29 protein-coding genes are annotated in these 26,347 nt (G+C 75.5%); 17 read left to right on the top strand and 12 right to left on the bottom strand.

Annotation, left to right across the window (positions count from 1 at the left end; all coding sequences use genetic code 11):
* Positions 1-9 precede the first annotated feature (9 nt).
* Together J1G43_RS04275 and J1G43_RS04270 are read left to right on the top strand one after the other, a co-directional pair.
* On the top strand, positions 10-1,287 hold the full coding sequence (locus J1G43_RS04275) for a VWA domain-containing protein (protein ID WP_207370061.1): 1,278 nt from the start codon (positions 10-12) through the stop codon (positions 1,285-1,287).
* Positions 1,284-2,099, top strand: a complete 816-nt coding sequence (locus J1G43_RS04270; RefSeq protein WP_207378023.1) for an FHA domain-containing protein — start codon at positions 1,284-1,286, stop codon at positions 2,097-2,099. The genes J1G43_RS04275 and J1G43_RS04270 overlap by 4 nt, the downstream gene beginning before the upstream one ends.
* Before the next feature lie 58 nt (positions 2,100-2,157).
* On the opposite strand, the gene J1G43_RS04265 is transcribed toward J1G43_RS04270, so the two are convergent.
* A complete protein-coding gene (locus tag J1G43_RS04265; protein WP_207370059.1) occupies positions 2,158-2,874 on the bottom strand; it encodes a uridine kinase in 717 nt (238 codons plus the stop codon).
* Positions 2,875-2,990: 116 nt separating this feature from the next.
* On the opposite strand from J1G43_RS04265, the gene J1G43_RS04260 reads away from it, so the two are divergent.
* A complete protein-coding gene (locus tag J1G43_RS04260; protein WP_207378022.1) occupies positions 2,991-3,473 on the top strand; it encodes a PPOX class F420-dependent oxidoreductase in 483 nt (160 codons plus the stop codon).
* Between the two features lie 88 nt (positions 3,474-3,561).
* Here the strand turns inward: J1G43_RS04260 and J1G43_RS04255 are convergent, their stop codons facing one another.
* Positions 3,562-4,197 carry a helix-turn-helix domain-containing protein gene (locus J1G43_RS04255; protein ID WP_207339455.1) on the bottom strand — a complete coding sequence of 212 codons (636 nt, stop codon included), beginning with the start codon at positions 4,195-4,197 and terminating at the stop codon, positions 3,562-3,564.
* Between the two features lie 241 nt (positions 4,198-4,438).
* Here J1G43_RS04255 and J1G43_RS04250 point away from each other — a divergent pair, with 241 nt between their 5' ends.
* Complete coding sequence (locus J1G43_RS04250; protein WP_207378021.1) at positions 4,439-6,130, top strand: NCS1 family nucleobase:cation symporter-1; 1,692 nt, start codon at positions 4,439-4,441, stop codon at positions 6,128-6,130.
* Positions 6,131-6,138: 8 nt separating this feature from the next.
* Positions 6,139-6,909: an aspartate/glutamate racemase family protein gene (locus J1G43_RS04245; protein WP_307859469.1), complete on the top strand. Its 771-nt coding sequence runs from the start codon at positions 6,139-6,141 to the stop codon at positions 6,907-6,909.
* A gap of 30 nt (positions 6,910-6,939) precedes the next feature.
* Here J1G43_RS04245 and J1G43_RS04240 read toward each other — a convergent pair whose 3' ends face one another.
* Entirely contained in the window at positions 6,940-7,434 is a 495-nt protein-coding gene (locus J1G43_RS04240) for a thioesterase family protein (protein ID WP_207378020.1), read from the bottom strand.
* 168 nt (positions 7,435-7,602) lie between these two features.
* Here J1G43_RS04240 and J1G43_RS04235 point away from each other — a divergent pair, with 168 nt between their 5' ends.
* From J1G43_RS04235 to J1G43_RS04215, 5 genes are all read left to right on the top strand, one after another.
* Positions 7,603-8,343, top strand: coding sequence for a Sir2 family NAD-dependent protein deacetylase (locus J1G43_RS04235; protein WP_207339458.1), 741 nt, complete (start codon positions 7,603-7,605; stop codon positions 8,341-8,343).
* A 101-nt stretch (positions 8,344-8,444) separates the two neighbouring features.
* The gene (locus tag J1G43_RS04230) at positions 8,445-9,662 is read left to right on the top strand and encodes an RHS repeat-associated core domain-containing protein (protein WP_207339459.1); all 1,218 of its coding nucleotides are present in this window, start codon (positions 8,445-8,447) and stop codon (positions 9,660-9,662) included.
* Positions 9,663-10,069: 407 nt separating this feature from the next.
* Positions 10,070-10,600, top strand: coding sequence for a WD40 repeat domain-containing protein (locus J1G43_RS04225; RefSeq protein WP_207370055.1), 531 nt, complete (start codon positions 10,070-10,072; stop codon positions 10,598-10,600).
* Complete coding sequence (locus J1G43_RS04220; protein WP_207339461.1) at positions 10,597-10,839, top strand: hypothetical protein; 243 nt, start codon at positions 10,597-10,599, stop codon at positions 10,837-10,839. The genes J1G43_RS04225 and J1G43_RS04220 overlap by 4 nt, the downstream gene beginning before the upstream one ends.
* 38 nt (positions 10,840-10,877) lie before the next feature.
* A complete protein-coding gene (locus tag J1G43_RS04215; protein ID WP_207378275.1) occupies positions 10,878-11,759 on the top strand; it encodes a WD40 repeat domain-containing protein in 882 nt (293 codons plus the stop codon).
* 81 nt (positions 11,760-11,840) lie between these two features.
* Here J1G43_RS04215 and J1G43_RS04210 read toward each other — a convergent pair whose 3' ends face one another.
* Positions 11,841-12,404, bottom strand: a complete 564-nt coding sequence (locus J1G43_RS04210) for an alpha/beta family hydrolase (RefSeq protein ID WP_207378019.1) — start codon at positions 12,402-12,404, stop codon at positions 11,841-11,843.
* A gap of 72 nt (positions 12,405-12,476) precedes the next feature.
* Between J1G43_RS04210 and J1G43_RS04205 the strand changes: the two genes are divergently transcribed.
* From J1G43_RS04205 to J1G43_RS04175, 7 genes are read left to right on the top strand one after another with little or no spacing between them, the layout of a single operon-like run.
* Positions 12,477-13,469, top strand: coding sequence for a MoxR family ATPase (locus J1G43_RS04205; protein WP_249670634.1), 993 nt, complete (start codon positions 12,477-12,479; stop codon positions 13,467-13,469).
* Positions 13,470-13,472: 3 nt separating this feature from the next.
* A complete protein-coding gene (locus J1G43_RS04200; protein WP_207339464.1) occupies positions 13,473-14,438 on the top strand; it encodes a DUF58 domain-containing protein in 966 nt (321 codons plus the stop codon).
* Entirely contained in the window at positions 14,425-14,925 is a 501-nt protein-coding gene (locus tag J1G43_RS04195) for a hypothetical protein (protein WP_207339465.1), read from the top strand. The genes J1G43_RS04200 and J1G43_RS04195 overlap by 14 nt, the downstream gene beginning before the upstream one ends.
* Positions 14,919-15,908, top strand: a complete 990-nt coding sequence (locus J1G43_RS04190; RefSeq protein ID WP_207339466.1) for a VWA domain-containing protein — start codon at positions 14,919-14,921, stop codon at positions 15,906-15,908. The genes J1G43_RS04195 and J1G43_RS04190 overlap by 7 nt, the downstream gene beginning before the upstream one ends.
* Positions 15,905-16,960 (top strand): VWA domain-containing protein, encoded by a 1,056-nt coding sequence (locus J1G43_RS04185; RefSeq protein WP_207370052.1) that lies wholly within the window; start codon positions 15,905-15,907, stop codon positions 16,958-16,960. Before J1G43_RS04190 ends, J1G43_RS04185 begins: the two co-directional genes overlap by 4 nt.
* Positions 16,957-18,204 carry a hypothetical protein gene (locus tag J1G43_RS04180; protein WP_207378018.1) on the top strand — a complete coding sequence of 416 codons (1,248 nt, stop codon included), beginning with the start codon at positions 16,957-16,959 and terminating at the stop codon, positions 18,202-18,204. The genes J1G43_RS04185 and J1G43_RS04180 overlap by 4 nt, the downstream gene beginning before the upstream one ends.
* A gap of 37 nt (positions 18,205-18,241) precedes the next feature.
* Entirely contained in the window at positions 18,242-19,255 is a 1,014-nt protein-coding gene (locus J1G43_RS04175) for an HAD hydrolase family protein (RefSeq protein WP_374191784.1), read from the top strand.
* A 54-nt stretch (positions 19,256-19,309) separates the two neighbouring features.
* On the opposite strand, the gene J1G43_RS04170 is transcribed toward J1G43_RS04175, so the two are convergent.
* The 8 genes from J1G43_RS04170 to J1G43_RS04135 form a co-directional block, all read right to left on the bottom strand.
* Entirely contained in the window at positions 19,310-20,068 is a 759-nt protein-coding gene (locus J1G43_RS04170) for a PIG-L deacetylase family protein (protein WP_207378017.1), read from the bottom strand.
* A gap of 53 nt (positions 20,069-20,121) precedes the next feature.
* A complete protein-coding gene (locus J1G43_RS04165; RefSeq protein WP_207339470.1) occupies positions 20,122-20,649 on the bottom strand; it encodes an O-acetyl-ADP-ribose deacetylase in 528 nt (175 codons plus the stop codon).
* Positions 20,650-21,412: 763 nt separating this feature from the next.
* Entirely contained in the window at positions 21,413-21,850 is a 438-nt protein-coding gene (gene dtd / locus J1G43_RS04160; RefSeq protein WP_089798028.1) for a D-aminoacyl-tRNA deacylase, read from the bottom strand.
* Positions 21,851-21,896: 46 nt separating this feature from the next.
* The gene (locus tag J1G43_RS04155; protein WP_207378016.1) at positions 21,897-22,874 is read right to left on the bottom strand and encodes an asparaginase; all 978 of its coding nucleotides are present in this window, start codon (positions 22,872-22,874) and stop codon (positions 21,897-21,899) included.
* The gene (locus J1G43_RS04150; RefSeq protein ID WP_207339472.1) at positions 22,871-23,215 is read right to left on the bottom strand and encodes a DUF2516 family protein; all 345 of its coding nucleotides are present in this window, start codon (positions 23,213-23,215) and stop codon (positions 22,871-22,873) included. Before J1G43_RS04150 ends, J1G43_RS04155 begins: the two co-directional genes overlap by 4 nt.
* A 47-nt stretch (positions 23,216-23,262) precedes the next feature.
* Positions 23,263-24,369: an FUSC family protein gene (locus J1G43_RS04145; protein ID WP_307859468.1), complete on the bottom strand. Its 1,107-nt coding sequence runs from the start codon at positions 24,367-24,369 to the stop codon at positions 23,263-23,265.
* 19 nt (positions 24,370-24,388) lie between these two features.
* On the bottom strand, positions 24,389-25,585 hold the full coding sequence (locus J1G43_RS04140; protein WP_307859467.1) for a folate-binding protein: 1,197 nt from the start codon (positions 25,583-25,585) through the stop codon (positions 24,389-24,391).
* A gap of 1 nt (position 25,586) precedes the next feature.
* Positions 25,587-26,189: an FABP family protein gene (locus tag J1G43_RS04135; protein ID WP_207339473.1), complete on the bottom strand. Its 603-nt coding sequence runs from the start codon at positions 26,187-26,189 to the stop codon at positions 25,587-25,589.
* Positions 26,190-26,347 lie beyond the last annotated feature (158 nt).

Genomic DNA, 26,347 nt, shown 5'->3' with positions numbered 1-26,347 from the left:
GGAGCCAGCGTGGCCACGTTCCGTGCCGAGGTCTTCCAGAACGAGTTCCTGCCCGACGGCGGCACGGACGTGCACGCGATCGTCACGGTGAGCGCCTCGGGCGTCGGCGGGGCGGGAACCAGCGGTGCCGGCGTCGCGGAGATCGTCATGATCGACACGTCGGGCTCGATGACGGGCCCGATGCTCGCCGCGGCGAAGCACGCGGCGCAGGTCGCGCTGGACCACATCCCCGACGGGACGTGGTTCGCGATCGTCAGCGGCAGCCACGTGGCCCAGCGCGTCTTCCCGTACCCGAACGCACCCGTCGCGATCGTGCAGATGGAGCCGGCCGCGCGGGCGGAGGCCAAGCGGGCCGTCGCGCGGCTGTCGGCGCAGGGCGGCACGGCGATGAGCACGTGGCTGCGGCTCGCGGACCAGATCTTCGCCACCCAGCCCGCAGTGACGCAGCGGCACGCGATCCTGCTCACCGACGGCAAGAACGAGTCCGAGCCGCGCGACCAGCTCACCGCGACGATCGCGGCCGTCACCGGCCGGTTCCAGTGCGACGCGCGCGGCGTGGGCGAGCGCTGGCAGGTCGACGAGCTGCGGGAGATCGCGACGGCCCTGCTCGGCACGGTCGAGCTCATCGCGAACCCGGCGGACATCGCCGAGGACTTCCGGTCGCTGCTGGCCGCCTCGCTGTCCCGCGGCGTCGCCGACGCGCAGCTGCGGGTGTGGACGCCGCAGGGCGGGCAGGTGCTGTTCGTCCGCCAGGTGGCGCCGACGGTCGAGGACCTGACGGCCCGCCGCACCGACGTCACACCCCTGGTCGGCGCGTACCCGACGGGCGCCTGGGCCGACGAGTCCCGCGACTACCACGTGGCCGTGCGCCTGCCGTCCAAGCCGCTCGGCGCCGAGCAGCTCGCGGCGCGGGTGCAGGTCGCGGTCGGCGGCGAGGTCGTCGCCGCCGGGCTGGTCAAGGCCGTGTGGTCGGACGACGCGTCGCTCACCGCACGCATCAGCCCGGAGGTCGCGCACTACACGGGTCAGGCCGAGCTCGCGTCGGCGATCCAGGAGGGCCTGGCGGCCAAGGCCGCGGGCGACGAGGCGACGGCGACCGTCAAGCTGGGCCGCGCGGTGCAGCTCGCGGCCGAGACGGGCAACGAGGAGGCGACGTCGAAGCTGCGTCGCGTCGTGGAGATCGAGGACGAGGAGCACGGCACGGTGCGACTGAAGCGCGGCGCGTCCCGCCTGGACGAGATGGCCCTCGACACCGCGTCGACCAAGACCTCGCGGGTGCGGCGGTGAGCGCCACCTGCCCCGAGGGGCACGTCAGCGCGTCGACCGACTACTGCGACGTGTGCGGTGCGCCCATCGCCTCGTCGGGCACCGGCCCTGCGCCGTCCGTACCGACGCCGGCCGTCGCCGCGCCGTCGACGTGCCCGCACTGCGGGTCGCCCGCGGCGTCCGGTGCGCTGTTCTGCGAGAACTGCGGCTACGACTTCACCACGGGCGTGACGCCCGTGGTGCACGCCGCCCCCGCGCCGACGCCCGCCGCGTCGACCGGGGCGGTCGTCACGCCGGCACCGGACCCGCAGGGTCCGTCCGACCCCGCGGGCGAGGAGCCGGGCGCGGGTGCGTCCGGCGCCGAGGCCGGTACGTCGCCGGCGGTGGCCGACCCCGCGGCCGCGCCGCTCGCCCCGCCGGCGCCCGGGGGCGACGCGTGGGTCGCCGAGCTGTGGGTCGACCCCGACTGGTACGCCGCCCAGCAGGCGGAGGACCCGATGCCGTCCGTGGGCCTGCCGGTGCTCGTGCCGCTGCGGGAGCGCAGCGTGCTCGTCGGGCGCCCGTCGGCCTCGCGCAACATCCGGCCCCAGGTCGATGCGGGCGCCGACAGCGGGGTCTCCCGTCGGCACTGCCAGCTCAACACCGACGGTCAGCGCTGGTGGGTGGAGGACCTGCAGTCGTCGAACGGCACGTTCGTCGCCCGCGTCGGCGAGCCCCTGCCCCAGGACCCGATCCGGCCGGGGCAGCGCCACGAGCTCCAGGACGGCGACCGTCTGTACCTGGGGTCGTGGACGCGGCTGGTCGTGCGCCGGGCGCTGCCGGGCGAGGTCTGACCCGACCGGACGGCGCACGGCGGCGCACGCCGGTCGCGGGGTCCGGTCGCTCGCGGGGTCAGGCAGCGCCGGTGCCGTCCCCGGCGACCTCGACGCGGGGCCGCCCGGCGGGCACGGGCTGCACGGAGCGGGCGACCTCGGCCGGGTCGATGATGCGCGGGTCACCGGTGGTCCCGACGACGAGGGACGCCCGCCGCCAGGGCTCGGCCGCCGCGAGGTAGAGCTGCTGGGCACCGGCGTACCGCGCCAGGGGTCCGCGTGTGGCGTCGGGATCGACACCGTCCCGCGCGACCATGCGGTGCGCGCCCACCTCGAACGGCACGTGCAGGTACATCGACCAGTCCCACCGGTGCCACAGCTCGTCGCGGTGCAGGAACGTGCCCTCCACCAGCACGAGCGCGTCGTCGGGTGCCCGCAGCGTCGGTGCGGGCGCCGTCCGGTCCCGCTCCCGGTCGAACGACGCGGTGACGTAGCGCCCGTCGCCGCCCGGCCCCAGGGGCGCGAGCGCGAGGTCGATCAGCGCGCGGTAGTCGTACGCGTCGAGCCAGAAGCCCTCCGGCGACATGCGGCCCCGCGCGTGACGCACGGCCGAGGGATGGAAGAAGTCGTCGGCGTGCAGCACGACCACGGGGCGGTCGGGCACGCGCGCGGCGAGCCGGGCGGTGAGGGTGGTCTTGCCGGCGGCGCCGATCCCGTCGACGGCGACCAGCGCCCGTCGTCCGCGCGGCAGGGCGTCGAGCATCCGCGCGACGACCAGGTCGAGGTCCCCTGCCATACCGCCTCCCGCGTGTCGTCGGCAGCGTGGCGCATCGCACCGGGCCCGGCAAGCCGGGGCGCGAGGGCGTGCGCCGCCCCGCCCGGCGGCCGCCCCCGGGGTCGTAGGGTCACCCCATGGCACGCACCATCGCGACGACCACCCCCGTCGACCTGACCACGCTCCTGGACTTCGTGCGCCCGCGGCACCACCTGCTGCTGGTGACGACGCGCGCGGACGGCCGTCCGCAGGTCTCGCCGGTCAGCGGCGGTGTCGACGACGCGGGCCGCATCGTGATCTCGACGTACCCGGACCGCGCCAAGACCCGCAACGCGGCGCGTGACCCGAGGGTCAGCGTGTGCGTGCTGTCCGACGAGTGGGACGGCCCCTGGGTGCAGGTCGACGGGACCGCCGAGGTGCTGCACATGCCGCAGGCCGAGGACGCCCTCGTGGACTACTACCGGTGCATCGCCGGTGAGCACCCCGACTGGGACGAGTACCGCGCCGCGATGCGGCTGCAGGGCAAGAGCCTGATCCGCGTGACCCCCGAGCGGTGGGGCCCGCTGGCCACGGGCGGCTTCCCCGCCGACGTCGCCGCCCGGCTCGACGCCACGACCTGAGGCACGACGAGCCAGGCGTCCCGCGTCCGGGGACGAGGGCTCCGCGCACCCCACGCGGTGGGACCGGCCGGTCGCGGTGGCCCGACCCTCAGCGGACGCCGGCGCCCGGGTGCACGATCAGCCAGGTCGCGACCGTGACGTCGTCGGACCGGTTGCTGAGCCGGTGCGGTGTGGTGCACGCGTAGGAGATCGTGTCGCCGGCGCGCAGCACGACGCGCTCGTCGGCGAAGTCGACGGTGAGCTCACCGCGCACGACCGTCCCGATCTCGTACCCGACGTGCGTGACGAGCTCGTGCTGCCGGCCCGCGACGGTGTGCGGCGGGTACGTCGACTCGAAGAAGTCGACGTCGTGCGAGATGCCGGGCGACAGGCGTCGGTACACGACGCCGCCCTCCAGCGTCACGGACTCCACCTCGACGGCACGACGCACGACGTAGCCGTCGGGCACGGGGGTGGACAGCTCGACGTCGGGTGTTCCGGACGTGCCGCCGAAGACGTCGACGAGGGTGGCGTCCATGGCGGTGACGAGCTCGAAGAGCCGGTTCACGGAGGGCCGCAGCACGCCGCGCTCGATCTGGGAGACGGCGCTGGCGGAGATCCCGAGCCGCGCACCGACCTCGCGCAGCGTCAGGCCACGCTCCTCGCGCAGGCCCCGCAGCCGCGCCCCCAACTGCTCGGCGTCGAACGACGCCAGCAGGCTGCCGGTGTCCGGCGCGGTGCTCATCGGGCCGCCTCCTCGGGGATCACGCATGAAGCAGGAAGTTCACGCGGCAGAAACCTGCCCCGGGTTGTGAAGTCATAGATTCACGACTCGGGACGAACCGGAAGCATCCGCTTCAGGTCGGCCCACGGTACGTGATCCCGTCCGCCCTCGGCCAGGGCGGACCCCCGGTCGGCCACACCGACCCTCGGCACCCCGGTGCCCGCGCCGCACCCTCCCCGACGTCCCGAGTGCGAGGACCACCATGACCGCTCCGCACGACACCCCGGCCGTCCCCCCGGGCACACCCGCCCCCGCCACGGCGCCGCCCGGCGCCTCCGCCCCGCCCAGCGCCGTCGCCCCGCTGCCCGGCACCAGGCCGCACGACCTCGTCGAGGCCGCAGGCATGCCGATCGGCGCCGGCGAGATCAAGGCCACCTACGACCCGCGCCTGACCAACGAGGACCTCGCGCCGCTGCAGAAGCAGACCTGGTCGTCGTACAACATCTTCGCGTTCTGGATGTCCGACGTGCACAGCGTCGGCGGCTACGTCACGGCGGGCTCGCTGTTCGCCCTGGGCCTCGCGTCCTGGCAGGTGCTCGTCGCGCTCGTCGTCGGCATCGTCATCGTCCAGGTGTTCTGCAACCTCGTCGCCAAGCCCAGCCAGAAGACCGGCGTGCCCTACCCGGTCATCAACCGGGCGATCTTCGGGGTGCTCGGGGCGAACATCCCCGCGATCATCCGCGGCCTCATCGCGGTGGCCTGGTACGGCGTGCAGACCTTCCTGGCGGCCGAGGCGCTCAACATCATCTTCCTCAAGTTCCTGCCCGGCTCGCAGGCCCTGCTCGAGCCCGCGTTCCTGGGCCTGAGCGCGCTCGGCTGGATCTCCTACGCCATCCTCTGGCTCGCGCAGGCGGCGGTGTTCTGGAACGGCATGGAGACCATCCGCCGGTTCATCGACTGGGCCGGGCCGGCGGTGTACGTCGTCATGATCGTGATGGCCGTGTACCTGGTGTCCGAGGCCGGCTGGTCGAACATCTCGCTCAACCTGTCGTCCGGACCGCCCCTGACGTTCGCGGCGTCGATTCCCGTGATGCTCTCGGCGATCGCGCTGGTCGTGTCGTACTTCTCCGGCCCGATGCTCAACTTCGGCGACTTCTCGCGCTACGGCCGGTCGTTCGCGGCGGTGAGGAAGGGCAACTTCCTCGGCCTGCCACTCAACTTCCTGTTCTTCTCGCTGCTCACCGTGGTCTGCGCGTCGGCGACGGTCCCGGTGTTCGGCAGGCTCATCACCGACCCGATCCACACGGTCCAGGCGATCGACACCCCGTTCGCGATCCTGCTGGGCGGGCTGACGTTCGTCACCGCGACCGTCGGCATCAACATCGTCGCCAACTTCATCTCCCCCGCGTTCGACTTCTCCAACGTCTCGCCGCAGCGGATCTCGTGGCGCACCGGCGGCATGATCGCCGCCGTCGGGTCGGTCGTCCTGACGCCCTGGAACTGGTACGCCAACGACGACGCGATCCACTACACGCTCGGCGTGCTGGGCGCCCTCATCGGCCCGCTGTTCGGCATCCTCATCGCCGGGTACTACGTGATCGGCCGCCAGTGCGTGCACGTCGACGACATGTTCACCATGGCCCCCACCGGGCGCTACTGGTACAGCCGCGGGTACAACCGCAACGCGGTCGCGACCGTCGTCGGCGCGGGCGTGGTGTCGGTCGCGGCCGCCGTGCTCCCCAAGCTCGCGAAGTCGATCGGCCTGGTCGACGTCACCTGGATCGCGTCGTACTCGTGGTTCATCGGCTGCGGGCTCGGGTTCGCGATGTTCGTCTGGCTGGAGCGGCGCAACCCGCAGATGCCGCGCCTCGAGGCGTCCGACGCGCACGTGTCGGACGGCACGCAGGACGCCCCGGCGGTCGTCAGTCACCACGCGCACCCCACGGGCTCCTGAGGCCGGTCGTGCGCGACGACATCCGCCTGCGGGTGGTCAACCCGAACACCACCCGGGCGATGACCGACCTCATCGGTCGGTCCGCCCGGGTGGTGGCCGGGCCCGGGGTCACGGTCGAGGCCGTGCAGCCCACCACCGGCCCCGCGTCGATCGAGAGCCACTACGAGGAGGCGCTGGCCGCGGTCGGCGTGCTCGAGCAGGTGCGGGTCGGCGAGGGCGACGGCGTCGACGCGTACGTCGTCGCCTGCTTCGGGGACCCCGGGCTGGACGCGGCGCGCGAGCTGGCGCGCGGCCCGGTGGTCGGGATCGCGGAGGCGGCGTTCCACGCGGCGACGATGGTCGCGCGGCGGTTCAGCGTGGTGACGTCGCTGGGCCGCACCGTGGGGCGCGCGCACGAGCTGCTCGACCGCTACGGGTTCGCGCGCGCCTGCGCCGGGGTGCACGCCTGCGAGATCCCGGTGCTGCAGATCGACGCGCCCGGCGCGCTGGACCGGGTCACCGCGGCGTGCCGGGCAGCGGTCGAGGCCGACGACGTCGACGCCGTGGTGCTCGGCTGCGCCGGCATGGCCGGGTACACCGGGCGGATCTCCGAGTCCGTCGGGGTGCCCGTGGTCGACGGCGTCACGGCGGCGACGACGTTCGCGGCGGCGCTGGTGCGGGCCGGCCTGCGGACGTCGGAGCGCTCGGAGTACGCGCGCCCGCCGTCCAAGCCGGTGCCGGGGCTGCTCCAGGAGTTCGCTGTCGGGCCCGCGGGGCTCACCGCCGTCGCGACGGGCTGACGAGAGCCCGGGGCGCGACAGGGCCCCGACTCACCAGGGGCGCAGCTCCGGCTGCTCGCCCGGGTACGCCTCGAACACCGCGCGCTCCTCGGCGGTGAACGCCCGCGGGGTGTGCGTCGCCCGGTCCAGCTGCACCATCCGGGAGCGGGCGCGCAGCGCGACGGCCGCGTCGGGGCCCTCCCCGTCGAGGATCTCGTACGCGAAGTCCACCGACGACCGGCCCAGCCGCGGCACCCACACCTCGACCACGACCGGCTCCTGCCGGAAGCGGATCGGCGCCAGGTAGTCGATCTCGTGCTTCACGACCACGAGCAGCGACGCGGTCATGGCACCGACCTCGTCGACGCCCATGCGCGGGAAGAGGGTGAACCGCGCGTCGTCGAGGTACCGCAGGAACGCGGCGTTGTTGACGTGCCCGAACAGGTCGACGTCGGACCACCTGACCTGCATGACCACGCACCCGCGCCCGGCCTGCGTCCCGCGGCGGCTCGCGACGAGCGGCGTCGGCGTGCTGCTGTCGTCCATGCCCCCACGCTACGGCGCCGACCCTGCCACCGCGGGCAGCGGCACGTTGTGCTCGGGCGGTCGACTCGATCACAGTGGACCCATGGCCACCGCGCGGGACGACACGTCGGGGAACGACACGTCGGACGTCGAGCGCGTCCTCGCGGCGCGGGGGGCGTGAGGGCTGCCGTGCCGCACCACGCCGACGCCCCGACCGTCACCGTCCTCACCGGAGCCGGCATCTCGACCGCCTCGGGCATCCCCGACTTCCGCGGCCCGCAGGGGGTGTGGACGCGCGACCCGCACGCGGCCGACCTGCTCGAGCTGGACCTGTACGTGCGCGACCCGGCCGTGCGGGAGCGCGGCTGGCGCATGTGGGCCGAGCACCCCGCCTGGCACGCGCACCCCACGGCGGCGCACCGCGCACTGGTCGAGCTGGAGCGGGCGGGCGCCCTGCTGGCCACGCTCACCCAGAACTTCGACGGCCTGCACCAGGCGGCGGGTGCGGACCCGGAGCGCGTCGTCGAGCTGCACGGCAGCCTGGCGACCACGTCGTGCCTGCGCTGCGGGACGACGTGGCCCACGCGCGAGGTGCTCGCGCGGCTGCCCGCCGAGCCGGACCCCGCGTGCACGGTGTGCGGCGGGGTGCTCAAGCCGGACGTCGTGTACTTCGGTGAGCGGCTGCCCGAGGACGCCCTGGAACGGGCCGTGGCCGCCGCGACGGACGCGGTCACGTTCGTCGCGATCGGCACCACCCTGACGGTCCAGCCGGTGGCGAGCCTGGCCGCGGTGGCCGTCGACGCGGGCGCGCGGCTCGTCGTCGTCAACGCCGAGCCGACGCCGTACGACCACCTGGCCGACGAGGTCGTCCGCGACCCCATCGACGAGGCCGTGCCCGCCCTGGTCGCCGACCTGCTCGCGACCCGCTGACACCTCGGTCCCGCGAGACCGGGCGCCCGGGGACACGGGCCCCGGCGCACGAGACCGGGTGGTCACCGACGAGGCTGCCGACCCTCGGGCTCCGCTCGACCGTGCGCCGTCGACCCGGGTCCGGCGACGTCTCAGCCCTGTTCGTGCACGACTGGCTGGGCGGCACCTCGGCGCTGGTGTCCCCGGCCGGTGCCGTGCAGAGCCTCGCGGACTTCGACCCGTACGGGCTGCCGCGCACGTCGCCCACGCAGGACGGCCTGACCGTCACCCCGGACCCGATGGCCGCGGAGAACCCGGTGCTGTACGCCGGTGGCTACGCCGACCCGTCCCTCGGTGGGCGGTACGCGCTGCGTGCCCGCGACTACGACCCGACCACGGGCGTGTTCTCCACGGTCGACCCTGCGCCGGCCGGCCTCGGGATGCCTCTGGGGTCGACGTACGCGTACGCGGCCGGTTCCCCGACGATGTACACGGACCCTGCGGGTGAGTGGCCGAGCCTGTCGTCGGTCTGGAAGTCGGCGTCGAGCGGTGTCGCCAGCGCCTACCGGGCGACCGCGACGTTCGTGGACAAGTACCAGGCCGAGATCGTCGGCGTCGGTGTGGGGATCGCTGCCGGGGCGGCGTGCGGCCTGACGACGCTCGGCGCCGGGAGTGTCGCGTGCATCGCGATCGGTGCCGCGGCGTCCTCGGCCGCCACGAACCTGTGGCGTACCAAGGTCCAGAAGAAGGAGGAGTTCACCTGGGGCGGGCTCGCCAAGGACCTGACGATCGGCACCGCCAGCTCGCTCGTCGGCTACGGGCTCGGTCGGTACGTCGCGAAGATCCCGGCCGTGCAGACCCTCGTGGGTCGGCTCGCCAACTCCACCGTCGGGCAGGCGGTGAACCGGGTCTCCACCGCGGTGAGCACCGCGGTCAACCGTGTCGCCGCGAACGTCCGGACCGCCACCGTCCAAGCCGCCGGCAGGGCACGCGCCAGCACCACGGCCGCGTTGCAGGCACGTGGCTGGAAGGCGATGGAGCCGAATGCGACGGTGAGGGATCTGGTGGGGATGCGTCGACCTGATGTCGGCGGCACCGCAGAGAGCACGATCAAGCAGCTGAGCGCGGCGACACGCTCGAACAGTGCGCTCCTCAGATCGGTGTTCAGGCCGAAGGACGGCGAGCACATCGCCCTCCGCGAAGGAACGACCAACGTCATCGACCAGGGCAACCACCGCGTGGAAGAGCTGCTGAGGAGGGCCGCCTCGTCCACCAGCCTCAGGCCCGACCGCATCACGTACGACACACCGATCTACATTCGAGGCTTTCCTGGTTCATGAGTCCGCTCGCGGGCACGCGCTCGACTCGAGGAGGAGGGATGTCGATGCAGGGAACGCCGATCGCGCAGCTGCCGTCGATGATCACCCGCATAGCAGTGGATCCCGCTGGTCGGTCGATCGCGTGCGCGACGGCGGCGGGGACGGTCCACCTGTTCGACACGACGAGCCTCACCGAGGTGTGGTCGGCTCGCCACGGGGGGCGATGGCGGGGGGTGCCGCTGCACTCCATCTCCATCTCCGGGCGCGGGGACATGGTGTGCACCGGGGGCGAGGACGGGACTGCGGTTCTCTGGTCCGTACCGGATGGTCGGAGGGCCGCCCGACTCACGTACGAGCACCGAGTTCCGGTCCTGTCGAGTTCCATCAGTCGGGACGGTCGCCAGCTGGCCCTGGGATACCGGACAGGGGTGATCGTCCTGCGGGACATGGTCGATCACCGCGAGACGGGGCGGCTGCACCACGACGTCTGGGCGAACCAGGTCGAGCACGACTCCACAGGCGCCCGGATCGCCTCGGCCGGCTACGACAAGACGGTCCGCGTCTGGCACGTCAGCGATCACTCCCCGGCGTGGCGCGTATCGACTCCTGGCCTCGCGGGCTCGCTGAGCATCGCACCTGAGGACGACCGGCTCGTCGTCAACGGATTCGGCTCGCGCGCGGCCGTGCTGTCGATGGAGGACGGCACGGAGCTCGGAGCGCTCCAGCACGATGCTGACGTCCTCTTCGTCAGGTTCAGCGCCGACGGTCGACGGATCGTCACGGAGTCCGAGACCGGTGTGGTGACGATGTGGAACGGCGAGTCCCTCGACAAGATGGCAGAGCTCACCTTCGACCGGACAGTGGCCGATCCCCACGCCCTCCCCGCGGGGGCCGCCGTCGCGTTCGGCTACGGTGACGAGCTGCGCCTGTTCACCCTGAGCTCGGAGGAGTCGACGTGAGCACGCACCCGTCACGGACCGAGCGGGTCCGCTCGACGCGGAACCTGCTCGACTCGGTGCTCAAGCCCAGGAGCGGCGCGTTCATCGCCGTGCGTCCCGGGACCACCGACGTGCTCGACGACGGTCAGCGCCGGGCGACGGAGCTGATGGCGCTGGCCGAGCGCGCGGACCTCGGGGACTACCGGGGAGTCACGTGGGACACCCCGATCCACATCAAGGGCTTCCGACGGTCGTCGTGAGCCTCGCCGCCCGTCGCCCCTCGAGGAGCTGACCACCCATGCCGTCCCCCCACGGGTTGCGCCTGCCCGCATCGATCACGAGCCTCGCCGTCCACCCGGACGGTCGGTCGATCGCGTGCGCGACGGCGGACGGCTCGGTCCACCTGGTCGACGCCGACCTGTCGGTGGTCTGGTCGGCACGGCACGGCACGCGGTGGTCGCGGGCCACCCGGCTCGCGTCCGTCGCGTTCTCCCCGCGGGGTGACCTGGTGGCCACCGGGGCGCACGACGGCAGCACGATGACGTGGCGGGTCGCGGACGGTCGACCGTCCCGGCGGATCACCTTCCCCCACACCGACTCCGTGGTGTCGTCCGCGTTCAGCCCCGACGGCCGCACGCTGGCGATCGCCCACCAGTCGGGGTACGTCGTCGCGTGGGACGTCGAGCAGGACCGCGAGGTGGGCCGCATGGACCACGGCTTCTGGGCGACCGGGGTCGAGTACGACGCGGCCGGCTCCTTCATCGCCACCGTCGGGTACGACAGGTCCGTCCGGGTGTGGCGCGCGGACGACCTCACCGAGGTCTGGCGGGTGCCGACGCCGCAGATGGCGGGTGCGGTGAGCATCGCGCCCGCAGGGGACCGACTGGTCGCGGGCGGGTTCGGCGACCGCGCCGTCGTGCTGTCGAGCGACGACGGGGCCGAGCTCGGCGCCCTGCAGCACCGGGACAAGCTGCTGTTCGCGCGATTCACCCCGGACGGCCGAGGGATCGTCACGGAGTGCCTCGGCCACGTCCTGACGCTGTGGGACGCCGTCTCGCACGAGAAGCTGCGGGAGCTCCAGCTCGACGGGCTCGCCGTCGACCCGTGCGTGCTCCCCTCCGGCGACGCCGTCGCCGCCGGCTTCGGCCCCGAGCTGCGCGTCCTGCGCCTCGTCGGCTGACCGCCGCCCGCGCGTCCCGTCCGCCGACCGGTCGTCGACCCCCGGGGAAGACGCTCCCGGACCCCCGGGTGGGCGTGGCCGTCAGGTGAGCCAGTCGCGGACCGCCGCGACGACCGGCGGGTCGGCCGGTCCGTGGGCGCCGGGGACGACGACGAGCGTCGTGGGCCCTGCCAGGGTCGCGAGGTGCGTCGCGAGCTCGTCGGGCGTGCCGAACGGGTCGGTCGCGCCGCTGACCGCCAGGACCGGCACGGCGATCCGCGGCAGGTGCTCGACCCGCAGCCGGTCGGGCCGACCGGGCGGGTGCAGCGGGTAGGACAGCAGCAGCAGGCCGGCGACGGCGAGTCCGTCCGCGACGGCCATCGAGCTCATCCGCCCGCCGAACGACCGTCCGCCGACGACCAGCCGCTCGGTCCCCACGCCCAGGTCGGCGGCGAACGCGGCGGCCTCCTCGCGCACCCGGGCGGGTGCGGCCGTCGCACCGCGCGGCAGGTCGACACGCCGGACCGGCAGCCCGACGGCCGTCAGCGCGGTGTCGAGCACGACGAGGGTGCGGTTGTCCCGCGTCGCGCCCGCCCCGGGGGCCAGCAGCACCCCCGCGACGTCGACCGGCCCGGACCCCGCCCGCAGCACCCGCACCTCCGCCATGCCCCCATCCTCCGCCGACATCACCCGCCCCGGACACCAGGTAAGGGCATTCCCCCAGGTAGCCTGCCCGCCGTGAACCGCGACACCGTCTCCTCGTCCGACCGGAGCCGCGCCGGTGCGCTGTGCGAGCGCATCGAGGGCGTGTTCGACCAGCGCGTGGTCGGGCAGAAGCAGCTGCGCACGTCCCTGGTGGTGGCGCTGATGTGCGGCGGCCACGTGCTGCTGGAGTCGGTGCCAGGGCTGGCCAAGACGACGGCCGCGCAGACCCTCGCGTACGCGGTGTCGGGCTCGTTCCACCGCATCCAGTGCACCCCGGACCTCATGCCCTCCGACATCGTCGGCACGCAGGTCTTCAACTACGGGACGTCGCAGTTCACGACGCAGCTCGGGCCCGTGCACGCCAACGTGGTGCTGCTCGACGAGATCAACCGCTCGTCGGCCAAGACGCAGTCCGCGATGCTCGAGGCGATGCAGGAGCGGCAGACGACGATCGCCGGCGAGATCCACCCGGTGCCGTCGCCGTTCATGGTCCTCGCCACGCAGAACCCCATCGAGGAGGAGGGCACGCACGTCCTGCCCGAGGCCCAGATGGACCGGTTCCTGCTCAAGGAGGTCCTCGACTACCCGCAGGCAGAGGAGGAGGTCGAGATCCTCGACCGCATCTCCGACGGCCGCATGACCCGGGCGCTGCGCACCGAGCGGCTGGGGCTCGAGGAGGTCGCCTGGCTGCAGCGCACCGTCGACCAGGTGTACGTGGACCGGTCGATCCGGCGGTACGTGGTGGACCTGGTGGCCACCACGCGCGGACGCGGGCCGGTGCAGGTGCCCGGCCTGGACCGGCTGGTGCGGATGGGTGCGAGCCCGCGCGGGTCCATCTCCCTCATGCGCGTGGCGCAGGCGGTCGCGCTGCGCGCCGGCCGCGCCCACGTGATCCCGGAGGACGTGCACGCGCTGCGCAACGCCGTGCTGCGCCACCGCATCGTGCGCACGTTCGACGCCATCGCGGACGACGTGTCGACCGAGTCGATCATCACGTCCGTGTTCGACGCGGTCCCGGCTCCCTGACCCGTGCCCGCCCGGTCCCGTCTCGCGCTGGTGCGCGCGCGCCTGCAGCTGCCCACGCTGCGGCGCGCCACCGGCCTGCTCGACGGACGGCACCGCGCGGTGTGGAAGGGCCACGGCGACGAGGTCGACGACCTGCACGTCTACACGCCGGGCGACGACGTGGGCGACATCGACTGGCGGGCGTCGGCGCGGTCCGCGCAGCCGGTCGTCAAGCGGTACGAGGCGACGTCGAACGTGGCGCTCGTGCTGGTCGTCGACACCGGGCGCCACATGGGCGCGACGTCGGCGGGCGGTGAGCCCAAGCACGAGGTCGCGCAGCTGGTGGCCGACGTGGTCGCGCACCTCGCGCACCAGCGCGGCGACCGCGTCTCGCTGCTGGCCGGCGACGCGGGGCGCGTCGTCGAGGTCCCGGCCGGGGCGGGCACCACGCACCTCGAGGTGCTGCTGCGCCGCCTGCAGCGCACGTTCGACCCCGACGCCCCCGAGGGCGACCTCGCGCGACTGCTGGACCGGGTGCTGCGCCGCACGGCCCGACGCTCGCTGGTGGTCGTCGTGACCGACGAGGCGCGGCCCGGGGCGGACGACGAGCGCGCGCTGGCGCGGCTGCGCACGCGGCACGAGGTGATGGTGGTGCAGGTCGTCGACGCGGACCTGTTCGCGGGCGCGCTGGGGTCCGCCCCCGGCAGCCTCGCCGGGGTGTCGTCGTCCGCCGCCCGCGGCCGGCCCGTCGTGCTGCCGCCGACCGGGCGCCCGGTCCGCGACGTCGTCAGCGGCTGGTCCCTGCCGGCGTACCTGCGCGGGCGCCGCAGCGTGCGCGAGGCGGTCGCCGCCGCGCGCACCGCGCGCCACGCGGAGGTGGTGGAGCGCATGCGCCGCCTGGGCGTGCGGTCCGTGACGGTCGAGTCCACGCACGACGTGCTCGACGAGATGGTCGCCCTGCTGGGGAGGTCACGCCGTGCCGGGCGCTGAGCTGGTCGACCCGGTGCCGTACGCCGGGTGGTGGCCGTGGGTGGCGGTGGCGATCGTGCTCGCGGTGGTCGGGTGGTACGTGTGGGTGTGGCGCTCGACGCGCGGCCCTGCCGCGGCGTCCCCGCCGCCGGTCGTGCCGGCCGTGCCGGGCGCGCCGCCGGCGGCGAACGCCCGCCGCGACCCGTACGCCGCGCTGCGCGGCACCACGCTGGCCCGGCTGGACGAGGTCGAGCGCCGGTACGCCGCCGGTGACGTCGACGTCCGGGGCGCGAACCTCGAGATCCGGTGGGTGCTGCGCGAGTTCGCGACGGCCCGCACCGGCGTCGACACGTCGGCGATGACGGCCGCAGCCGCCCGGGCGGACCGCCGCACCCGACCCCTGGCGACGCTCCTGGAGAACTCGTCCCTGCCGACGTTCGGGGCGTCGTCGCGCACCCGCGTCGCCCGGACGCTGGAGCAGGCCCGCAGGCGGGTGCGGACGTGGTGACGCGCGCGGCCCTCGAGACGCCCTGGCTCGCGCCGGTCGTCGTGGCGGTCGTCGTCGCCGCCCTGGTCACGGGGCTGCTGCTGCGCGACCGGCGCGGCACGACGCCCGTGGCCAACACCGACGACCTGCGCCGCGTGCCGGCCCTGCGCGCCTGGCGCGTCCGGTACCGCGCGCTGCGCGTGGGCCTGGCGCTGGCCGTCGCGGCCGCGGCCGTCGCCGCGGCGGTGCTGGCCGCGCGGCCCGTCACCGTGCAGGAGCGCACGCGCGAGCTCGCGAACCGCGACATCGTGCTGTGCCTGGACGTGTCGGGCTCGATGGTGGAGTACGACGAGCAGGTCGTGGCGACGTTCGAGCGGCTCGTGGAGGGGTTCACCGGGGAGCGCGTGGCCCTGTCGGTGTTCGACTCCACGTCGTCGACCGTGTTCCCCCTGACCGACGACTACACGCTGGTGACCACGCAGCTGCGCATCGCACGGGAGGCGTTCGCCGCGCCGACGTCCGACACGGCGCAGGACCTGTTCCGCGGCACGGCGGGCATCGAGGGGCAGGCCTCGCTCATCGGCGACGGCGTGGCGTCCTGCACCCTGCTGTTCGACCAGCACGACGCGGACCGCTCCCGCTCGGTGGTGCTGGCGACCGACAACGAGGTGTGGGGGGACCCGGTGTACGACCTGCCCGCGGCGGCGGACCTCGCGGTGTCCCGGGGCGTCGTGGTCCACGCGCTGTACCCGGCGGACCGCTCCCTCGGCGCCGCCGCTCCCGCCGCGCTGCGCGTCGCCGCCGAGGGCACCGGGGGCACGTTCGCGGCGGCGCAGGACCCGGACGCGGTACCGGCGATCCTGGCGCGCGTGCAGGACTCGCAGCTCGCGGCCATGCAGGCGGACCCGGAGCAGGTCGTCACCGACGACGGCGACGCGTGGGTGTGGCTGCTGTACGGCGCGGGACTGGCCGCCGTGCTGCTGGCGTGGCGGGTGCGCGCATGAGCGCCCGTGCGGTGGTCCCCGTGGTCGTCGTGCTGCTCACGGCGCTGCCGGTGCTGGCGCTGTGCGTCGGGCAGGCGCTGCGGGCGTCCGGCCGGCGGGGCGCGCCGGGGGCACCGGGCGCACCCGCGGGCACCTGGTGGCGCCGCACGGCACTGGTCGTCGTGCTGGCGGTGGTCGCCCTGACGCCCACGGTGGCCGCGACGCAGAGCGGCGGGGCGCGCGTCGGGGTGCAGGTGTGGTTCGTCGTCGACCGCACGGGCTCGATGGCCGCCGAGGACTGGGGACCGGGTGACCCGGTGGTGCGCGGTCCCGGCCTGCCGGCGGTGCCGGCGGTGCAGCGGCTCGACGGGGTGCGGCACGACGTGGTGCAGCTGACGCGGGACGTGCCGGGCGCGTTCTACTCCGTGGTCGCGTTCGCCGACGAGGCCGGCACCCAGCTGCCGCTGACGGACGACGCGACGGCGGTGCGCTCGTGGGCCCAGACCGTGACCCAGGAGGTCACGGCGGGGTCGGCGGGCACGCGGCGCGACCGCGCGCTCGAGGTGCTGCAGCGCTCGCTGCAGGACGCGCAGGACCGCGACCCGGGGATGGTGCGCCTGGTGTTCTACCTGTCGGACGGGGAGCAGACCGCGGACGAGGAGCCCGGGTCGTTCACCGCGATCGCCCCGCTCGTCGACGGTGGTGCCGTGCTCGGGTACGGCACGGCGGCAGGCGCCCCCATGCGGCAGCACGACGGCAGCCTGGACCCCGACGCGCCGTACATCCCGGACCCGCAGGACCCGTCCCGGCCCGCGCTGTCGCACGCCGACGAGGCCGCCCTGCGCGAGGTCGCGGCCGAGCTCGGCGTGCCGTACGTGCACCGCGACGGCCCCACCCCGACCGCCGACCTGGTGGCGGACGTCGACGTGGCGGCCATCGCGGCCGACGGCCGCGCGGACCTGAGCACGCACCGTGACCTGGTCTGGCCGTTCGCACTGGTCGCCGGCGTGCTGCTGGCTGCGGAGGCGTGGGCCTGGGCGCGGTCGTCGAGCCGGCTGCGAGGGCGGCGATGAACCGCCGCGCCGACCGGGCGCGGGTCCGCGCGGCCCGCGCCCGCGAGGTGGCGCGGGCGCAGGAGGCGCTGCGCGCCCGGCAGGCGACCCTCGCGCAGCAGGGCGTCGTCGCGCGCCGCCTCACCCGCGCGCAGCGGCGGGCCGCCCGGCGTGACCGGGTGCGTGCCCTGCCGCCGCACCTGCGGCGCCGTCGCCGGCTGCGGCGGTGGAGCGCGGTGCCGGTGGTGCTGCTGCTCGTCTTCGCGTTCACCCTGCTGCTGCTGGGCCCGCGGTACGCGGAGGCCCGGGCGGCGTACGACGAGGACCGCACCTGGGAGGCCCTCGAGCTCTTCGAGGAGCTGGAGGGGTTCGCGCTCGTCGAGCGGTGGAAGGGTCCGTTCAACTCCGGGACGGCCCGCTACCGGGCCGGCATGCCGCGCCTCGCCGTCGAGCACCTGGACCGGGCGCTGGAGCTGGTGCCGGACGAGCACCGCTGCACCGTGCAGACCAACCGCATCCTGGCGCTGACGGCGAGCGAGGAGGAGACGACCGAGCGGGCCGAGGAGCAGCTCGCCTACGCGCAGGCCGTGGCCGACGCGCTGGCGGCGCAGGAGGCCGGGGAGCCCTACGACGCCGAGGTGCTCGAGCCCCCGTACGAGGGCGCCGACCCGCCCGTGGTCTCCGACGAGCTCTGGTACGCCGGCTACCTCTTCCGGCGCGCGGCCGACGACGCCGCCATGCTCGCCGAGGCGCTGGCCGACCCCGCCTGCACCCCACCGCCGTCGCAGGGCGGCGGCGGTGGCGAGGACGACGACGCGCAGGGCGGCGGCGGTGGCGAGGACGACCAGCAGGGTGGCGGCGGCCAGGACCAGCAGGACGGCGACGGCCAGGACCAGCAGGACGGCGACGGCCAGGACCAGCAGGGTGGCGGCGGCCAGGACGAGCAGGGCGAGGACGACCCCGCGGCGGCGGCCGAACGCCGGATGCAGGAGCTGTTCGGCACGTCGACCGAGCTGGAGAACCTGGGCCGGGCGGCCGAGGAGGGCACGCTCGAGGGCAGGCCGGAGCCGGGGCGCGGGCAGCAGCAGGCGCCGGACCCGGCCCAGGCCGAGGCCCAGCGGCGCCAGGAGCTGGCCGAGCGCAACGGGCAGTCCGGCGGGGGGTCGGGCGGGCAGCAGCAGGGGCCCGCCGGCGGTACCGGCACCGCACCCGGCGGTGGCGACGGGCCGGGCACGGGTGGTGGCACCGGGGGCCGGAACTGGTGACCGTCGGGCCGGGGCGCGGCGGTGCGAGGATCGAGGGGTGCCCGTGACAGATCCGCGTCCCGCCGACCCCCGCCCCACCGAACCCGACCCGACCGACGCCGGCCCGACCGGACCCGGCCCGACCGAGCCCCGCCCGGTCGACGCCGGCCCGACCGACGTGAGCGGCGCCGGCCCGAGCCCGACCGACGTGAGCGGCGCCGGCCCGAGCCCGACCGACCCGACGCTGACCGTCCCGCCCCTGCCCGCCGCCGCCCCCGACGTCCGCCTGGTCGCGGTGGACATGGACGGGTCCCTGCTGGACGACGCCAAGCGCGTCGACCCGTCCTTCTGGCCGCTGCTCGACGCACTCGTCGCGCGCGGGGTGACGGTCTGCCCGGCCAGCGGCCGGCAGTACGCGACGCTGCGCCACCAGCTCGGGCGCGACGACCTGGTGTACCTGGCGGAGAACGGTGCGCACGTGGTGCGCGACGGCGTCACGGCGGCCGTGGACGGGCTCGACGCGGAGGTGGCGCGTGACGTGGTGCGCGAGGTCCGCCGTCAGGTGGCCCGCGGTGCGGACCTCGGGGTCGTGCTGTGCGGGCTGCGCAGCGCGTACGTCGAGCGCACGGACGCCGCGTTCCTGGCGCAGTGCGAGCCGTACTACGCGCTGCTCGAGCGCGTGCCCGACCTGACGGCGGTGGACGACACGGTCCTGAAGGTCGCGGTCCTCGACTTCGGGTCGGCCGACACGGGGGCCGGCCCGGCGTTGGCGGGGTTCGCGGACGTCGCGGCCGTGCTGGTCAGCGGCGCGCACTGGGTGGACGTCATGAGCCCGACCGCCGACAAGGGCCACGCGCTGCGGGAGGTGCAGCAGCTGCTGGGGGTGGGCCCGGAGCAGACCGTCGCGTTCGGGGACTACCTCAACGACGTCGGCATGCTGGCGGCGGCCGACTGGTCGTTCGCGATGGCCAACGCGCACCCCGCGGTGCGGGACGGCGCCCGGTTCGTGGCGCCGTCGAACGCGGACAACGGCGTGGTCCGCACGCTGCGGGCGCTGCTCCACCTGGCCTGACGTCGGCCCGGCCGCCGGGGTACCGCGCACCGCAGGTCACCGAGCCGGCAGGTGTCAGTCGGATCGCCCGTCGAGCAGCGGCGGCGGCGCCTGCAGGTCGATCGCCCGCAGGGCGACGGCGTGCTCCACGCCCACCTGCCGGCCCTGCGCGGCGGTCAGGGCGGGGACCAGGTCCGCGGGCGCGGGGTGCCCGGGCAGCAGCGCGAGGTACTCGCGGTGCGCCTCCAGCGAGGCGACCGCGCGCTCCAGCGCCTCCGGCGGCACCGGCACGCCGTGCGTGGGCTCCGGGTCCCCCGCCACCAGCAGCCACCGGACGGACCACGGCTCCAGCCCGGCGTCCACCAGCTCACGGAAGACCCAGCGGTTGCCGGCGTCGCGCACGGCGTCCGCCGTGGCCAGGCCTGCCGCGCGGTGGTCGGCCTGGTTGAGGCCCACGGGGGTGTCCTCCCGCCACGTCGTGGTCAGCACGGCGTCGGGCCGGAACCGGCGGATCGCGGCGGCGACGTCGCGGCGCAGGTCCAGCCCGTAGAGCAGCACGCCGTCGGGGTGCTCGAGGAAGTCCACCCGGGTCACGCCGACGGCGCGCGAGCCGGCCACCTGCTCGCGCATGCGCACCTGCGCGGCGTGCGCGGGATCCCGCGCGTCCATGCCCGCCTCGCCGCGCGTCAGCAGCAGGTACGCCACCTCCACGCCCCGCCCGGTCCACACCGCCACGGCGGCGGAGGTGCCGTACTCCAGGTCGTCGGGGTGCGCGACGACGCACAGCACGCGGGTCAGCGCGTCGTCGGGCAGCAACGGCAGCGGCACGGCCATGGACCCACGCTAGGGCGCCGCCCGAGGCACGGCACCCGGGCGGACCTGCCCGCTCAGGCCCGGGCCAGCGCGGCGTCGAACGCGCCGAGCAGTGCCGGGCTGAACAGCACGAACCGCACGGTGGTGACCGAAGCGCCGGGGTGCGCGTCGACCCACGCGCGCGCGGCACCGACCGCCACGTCGGCCGCCTGCGCCGCGTCCCACCCGTACACGCCGGCGCCCACGGCGGGCAGGGCCACGCTGGTCGCGCCCAGCCCGTCCGCCACGTCGAGGCTGGACGTGACGCACGACGCGAGCAGGGCGGGGTCGGTCTGCCCGCGGTGGCGGTCCGGGCCCACGGTGTGGACCACCCACCGGGCCGGCAGGTCGAAGGCCGGCGTGGCGACGGCCCGGCCCACGGGCAGGCCGTCCGGCAGCGTGGTGGCGCGCAGCTCCCGGCACGCGGCGAGCAGCCGGGGGCCGGCCGCGGCGTGGATGGCCCCGTCGACCCCGCCGCCGCCGAGCAGCGAGGAGTTCGCCGCGTTCACCACGACGTCGACGTGCTGCTGCGTGATGTCCCCGAGGACGGTCTCGATGCCCATCGCGCCATCGTGACGCAGCGGCACGCGGCGGCGCGCGGCGGCGCGCGGCGGGCGACCGCCGCCGGCAGTGCATCGATCCACCCCACCGGTGCCGGACGAGCCCTGGACGAGCCCTGGACGAGCCCCCGACGAGCCCGGGAGGAGCCGGCCGGCGCGGGACGCGGCGAGGCCCCTCGGACGCTTACTCCGAGGGGCCTCGTCCCTGCTCCGAGCCTAGCGGCGGGCCGCGGCCCGACGGGTGACGCGGTGCCGCGTGTCCACAGATCGTGTCCACACCCCTGTGTCTGACCGATGGGTTCGCAGGTCGGCCTGTGGACGAGGGTGTGGACGGACCGGTGGACGAAGACCGGTCCCGGCAGACCCTTGTGGGGTGGTCCCCGGAGGTCTAGAACTGGGGAATCGACCTCGGCCGACCATGATCCACCAGCAGGAACGCCCCTCCCGGGAGCCTCCCGCGGGTCACGGTCGATCCCGGGGACGGACCGAACGGAGAACGTGCGGCACCTCGGCGGGGCGACCCGTCGGCCTGTGGATGACGACGCAGGGACGCACCGGTACCGGGAGGTCGATCGTGGACGTCCCGCCCGCGGGGCACCGGCTCGCCGGTGCACCGGGTGCCGGGGCGGAGCCGCACCGTCAACGGCGGCGTCGGCCACCGGGCGACCGGTGGCACGCGACCCACGGTCGGGGAGGCCCCTCGGACGCTTACTCCGAGGGGCCTTCCTCGTACGCTCGCTCGGAGTGGTCTGCCTCGTCCGCGGCCTCAGCCCGTCGGCGCCGACTCGACGAGGATCGTCACGGGACCGTCGTTGACCAGCTCGACGGCCATGTCGGCGCCGAAACGCCCGGTCGCGACCTCGAGCCCGCGCGCCCGCAGCGCCGCGACGACCGCGTCGACCAGCGGCTCGGCGACCGGACCCGGCGCCGCCGCGTTCCACGTGGGGCGGCGCCCCTTGCGCACGTCGGCGTACAGCGTGAACTGGCTGACCACCAGCACGGGCGCGCCGACGTCGACCGCCGAGCGCTCGTCGCGCAGGATCCGCAGCTCCGCGATCTTGCGGGCGACCACCTCGACCTGCGCCGGGCCGTCCCCCGGCGTGACGCCGACCAGCGCGAGCAGCCCGGGTCGGTCGATCTGCCCGACGACCTCGCCGTCGACCCGCACGGCCGCGCGCGTGACGCGCTGCACGACCGCCCTCATCGCCGCACCGGCCGCGCGTGCGCACCGCCGACGACGAGCCGGCGCGTCACGCGTCCGGCCCGAACGTCGCCCGGACCTCACCGACGGGCCGGCCGTGGCCGAGCACCGGGGTCCGGGCGGCCTCGGCGACCAGGGCCGGGTCGACGCCCGCGAGTGCCAGGGCCGCGGCGAGCACGACCGCACGGGGCCGGCCCGACCCGTCGAGGACCTTGAGCGCGACCGCCCCGCCGTCCGGGAGCCCCGCGGCGTAGACGCCGTCCGCCCCGTCCTTGGCGACCAGCCCCGGGACGGCGGCCATGAACGCGGTGACGTCGCGTCCGGTCCCGCCCACGTGCCAGGGGTGGGTCGCCATCGCCCGGGCCACCCGGCCCGCGGCGGAGCCGTCCCGGGCCGCGGCGGCCACGGTGCCGAAGGCGCGCGCGAGACCGACCAGCGTCGTCGACAGCAGGGGTGCGCCGCAGCCGTCGACCGTCACGTGCTCCACGGGAGCACCGGTGAGCTCGACGGTCGCGGCGACGACCGCCTGCTGCAGCGGGTGCGTCGGGTCCAGGTAGTCGTGCGTCGACCAGCCGGCCGCACGGCAGGTGGCGAGCATGCCGGCGTGCTTGCCGGAGCAGTTCTGCGTGAGCGACGCCGGGCCGTGGCCCTGCGCGCGCCACTCCCACGCCGCGTCGGGCGCCAGGGGCCAGTCGGGCGTGTTCTGCAGGTCGGCCTCGGTCAGGCCGACACCGGCCAGCAGCCCGCGGACCACGTCGAGGTGCGCCCGCTCCCCGGAGTGGCTCGCGCACACCAGCGCCAGGTCCGCACCGGCGACGTCGAGCCCGTGCCCCAGCATGGCGACGGCCTGCACCGGCTTGAGGGACGACCGCGGCCACACCGTGACGTCGGGATCGCCGACCGCGTGCCGCACCGCCCCGTCGGGGCCGACGACCACGACGTGGCCCAGGTGGACCGACTCGACGAGGTCGCCGCGGTGCACCCGTGCGAGCGGGCGCGCACCGGCGGCGACGTCGGGGACGCTCACCAACCGCCGCCGCGCGACGGCCCACCGCCCCGGCGGCGCGTGTACGGCGCGACCGCGGGACGCACGTCGACCAGGTACACGATGGCCGCCGCCGCGCTGACCAGCGCGAGGAACGAGGGGAACCGCAGCGGCAGCCCCAGCGGCGGCGGGATGGAGATGAACGCGACGACGGTCGCGGCCACGAGCACCCACGTCCAGAACGTGCGCGTCCGCTTGCCGGCGGCCGTGAACGCCGCGGCGGGACGACGCAGGCAGTCCACGAGCGCCCACGCGGACAGCACGAAGATCGCCACGTAGAAGACGAGGAAGAGCAGGAGCTGCAGCGACCCGATGATGCCCACGCCGAGAGCCTACGAGACGCGGGGCACGCGGGTGTGCCGGGCGGCCCTCAGAGCTCGGGCAGCGCGGCACGGGCGTCCGCGGGCGTGGCCCCGGACGCCTCGAGCAGGTCCACCACCAGCGAGCGCAGCAGCAGCACCAGCGACTGCGACGTCCAGTCGTCGGGCGCCAGCGCGTACGGGTCGAGGGCCGCGGCCACGGCCAGCAGCCGCTCGCGCGCCGGGCGCGGGTCGTGCCCCGCACCGATCGCGGTGGCGAGGTCGTCCGTGGCCCGGGCCGCGTCCGCGACGACGTCCGCGAGACCCGGCGGCACCGGCCCGTCCTGGACCACCGCGACGGACCGCCGCGCCAGCACCCGCGCGCTGCGCATGGCGCGGTCCAGCAGGACGCTCTCGCCGACCAGTCCCTCGAGCTCGGCGCGGTGCCGGCGGTGCGCGGGCGCCAGGCGGACCAGCTCGGCCGCCGAGCGCGCGGCGTCGCGCCACTCGTCCAGCGCCGGCTGCGACGCCCGTCCCGTCAGCAGCGCGGCCTCGACGTCCTCGACGTCCCCGGCCCGCAGCCCGCGGGCGAGCACGTCCAGCACCGTGGTGAGCTCCTGCACCGCCGCCTGCGCGAGCGTGCGCGGGTGCCGTCGCGGGTCGGTCGGGGTGAGCAGCGCGAACGCCAGCGCGACGCAGCCGCCGACGACCGCGTCGACCCACCGGCCGAAGGGGCCGCCGCCGATCTGCGGCAGCCCGACGATGACGATGGCCTGCACACCGGCCTGCGTGGTGAGCAGCGCCCCGCGGTCCAGGAACCGCCCCACCAGCGCCGAGGCCGCCAGGACGACGGCCATCTGCCACATGCCGGACCCGATGACGTGCACGACGAGGTCGCCCGCCGCCACCCCGATCGCCACGCCGCCGGCCAGCTCGACGACGCGGCGCACCGACCGGTCGCGTGAGAACCCGAGCGCCAGCCACGCGGCGACGGGCGCGAAGAACGGCATCTCGTGGCCGAAGACGTACAGCCCGATGCCGTACGCCAGCCCTGCCGCCGCGGACGCCTGCAGGACCAGCCCCCACGAGGACCGGACGCGCGCCCACCCCGCCCGCACGCGCGACCCGAGCTGGAGCCGCAGCATCGCCGACGTGCGCAGGGTGGCCGGCGTGCTCACCGCGGCAGGTCCACGGGCGTCACGCGCCCCCGAGCATGGGGTGCTGCCCCAGGCCACGGGTCAGCGGGCCGCGCGCCGCCGGCCGGTCGGGCGTCACGCCGTCCCCGCGCACGACGACCTCCTGCCCGCCCGCGACGGCCCCGCCGTCGCAGTCCACGAGCAGCACGGCGTCCTCCGGGACGGACCGCTTGACCACGGCGAGCGCGATCGGCCCGAGCTCGTGATGCCGCGCCACCGAGGTGACCCGCCCGACCTCACGTCCCGCGGCGGCCTCGTCGGCACCGCCGGCCGTGGGCGCGGCGGCACCGGGCAGGCGTACGGGCGCCCCGACGTCGGGCAGCAGGTGCCCGGAGCCGTCGAGGTGCAGCATCACCAGCCGACGCGGGGGCCGGCCCAGGTTGTGCACGCGCGCCACCGTCTCCTGCCCGCGGTAGCAGCCCTTGTGCAGGTGCACGGCGGTGCGCAGCCAGTCGAGCTCGTGCGGGATCGTCCGGTCGTCGACCTCGTGGCTGCGGCGCGGGCGCCAGGCCTCGACACGCAGCGCCTCGGACGCCCACGTGCCGACGAGGGGCCAGCCGGCGGTCTCCCGCGCGCGCACCTCCTCGACGAGCCGCTCGCGCGGCACGAGCACGAGCCGCCACCGGCGGTCGGCGCCCGGGTGGGCGTCGTCGTCCGCGCCGTAGCGGGTGCCGCCGGGCGCGGTGCGCGGCCACGGGTCGCGCCAGGTCACCGGCTCCCCCGCGGCCCCCTCGGCGTCGACCGGCTCCGCGAGCGCCGCCCACGCGTCGGTCACGTCGGCGACCTCGACGCGCAGCATGAACCGCATCCGGTCCAGCCACGCCGCCAGCGCGGGCGCGGTCTCGGTGAGCAGCCAGGTGGTGGTGCCGTCGTCGACGACGCCTGCCGCGTGCTCGACGCGGCCGTGCGGGTCGAGCACGAGCAGCTCGGTCGACGTGCGCGGGGGCAGCGCCTGCACGTCCTGCGACGTCAGGGAGTGCAACCACGTCAGGCGGTCGGGACCGGTGACGGTGACGACGCCGACGTGGGACTGGTCGACCACCGCGCCGCCGCGTGCCAGCGCTCGCTGCTCCGCCGTCGGGTCGCCGTAGTGCCAGGCGACACCGGCGTCGGGCCCGGCCGCCGCGACCGCCCCGTGGCGTGCGAGCAGCGGGCTGCGGTGCCGCGGCAGCGCGACCGGCTGGGCCTCGACGCCCACGTCAGTCCTCGACCCGGGTCAGGCGCCCCGACGCGTACGACTGCATGGGCTCACCGAAGGCCGCCAGGTCGTGCGCCCACATCAGCTCGCCGTTGACCAGCCCGTACAGGCGCTTGCCGGCGTTCACCGCCGCCCCGGTGGCGGTGCGGGCGATGAGGTCGGACACCAGGTCGATGCGCCCGTTGCCGACCGACCCGACGTAGACGTCGACGTGCCCGGAGGGGTCGGCGAGCAGCAGCTCGACCGGGTGCTGGTCGGCAGCGAGGTCGTCGGGCCGCTCGGGCGGCACGCGCCAGTAGCCGGACTCGGTCGACCACACGGGTCCGTCGATCGGCTCCGCCGTGCCCGCGGGGGCGGCGTCGGGGTCGTCCGCGACGGGGGCGTCGGTGTCGAGGGTCGCGGCGTCGTCGGGGGCGACCACGAGCCGGATCGTCGTGCGGTAGGCCAGGTACGGACCGCCGTCGTGGGTGATCTCGAGCTCCTGCGTGAAGGTGCTCTCCTCCACGCCGGGGTAGCCGACGACGCCCTCACCGCGCCAGCGGCCGACCAGCCAGGCGAGCGGGTAGACCTCGGGGGCCAGGCCCTCGGGCAGCACGAACGGCACGGTGCCTCCTCGGCTCGGGCGCGCGTCGGCCGTGGCCGGCACGCGCGGTCGGACGACCGACCGGTCGTCCGCAGGGACGCGTCAGCGCCGAGGGCTCAGCGCTGGCCCTTGTAGAGGCGGTACACGACGAAGCCCGCGAACCACGCGATCGTCAGCGT

The organism is Cellulomonas sp. zg-ZUI22 (assembly GCF_017353535.1).
GTDB lineage: Bacteria > Actinomycetota > Actinomycetes > Actinomycetales > Cellulomonadaceae > Cellulomonas > Cellulomonas wangleii.
This window is presented reverse-complemented; position numbering and strand designations above follow the sequence as displayed.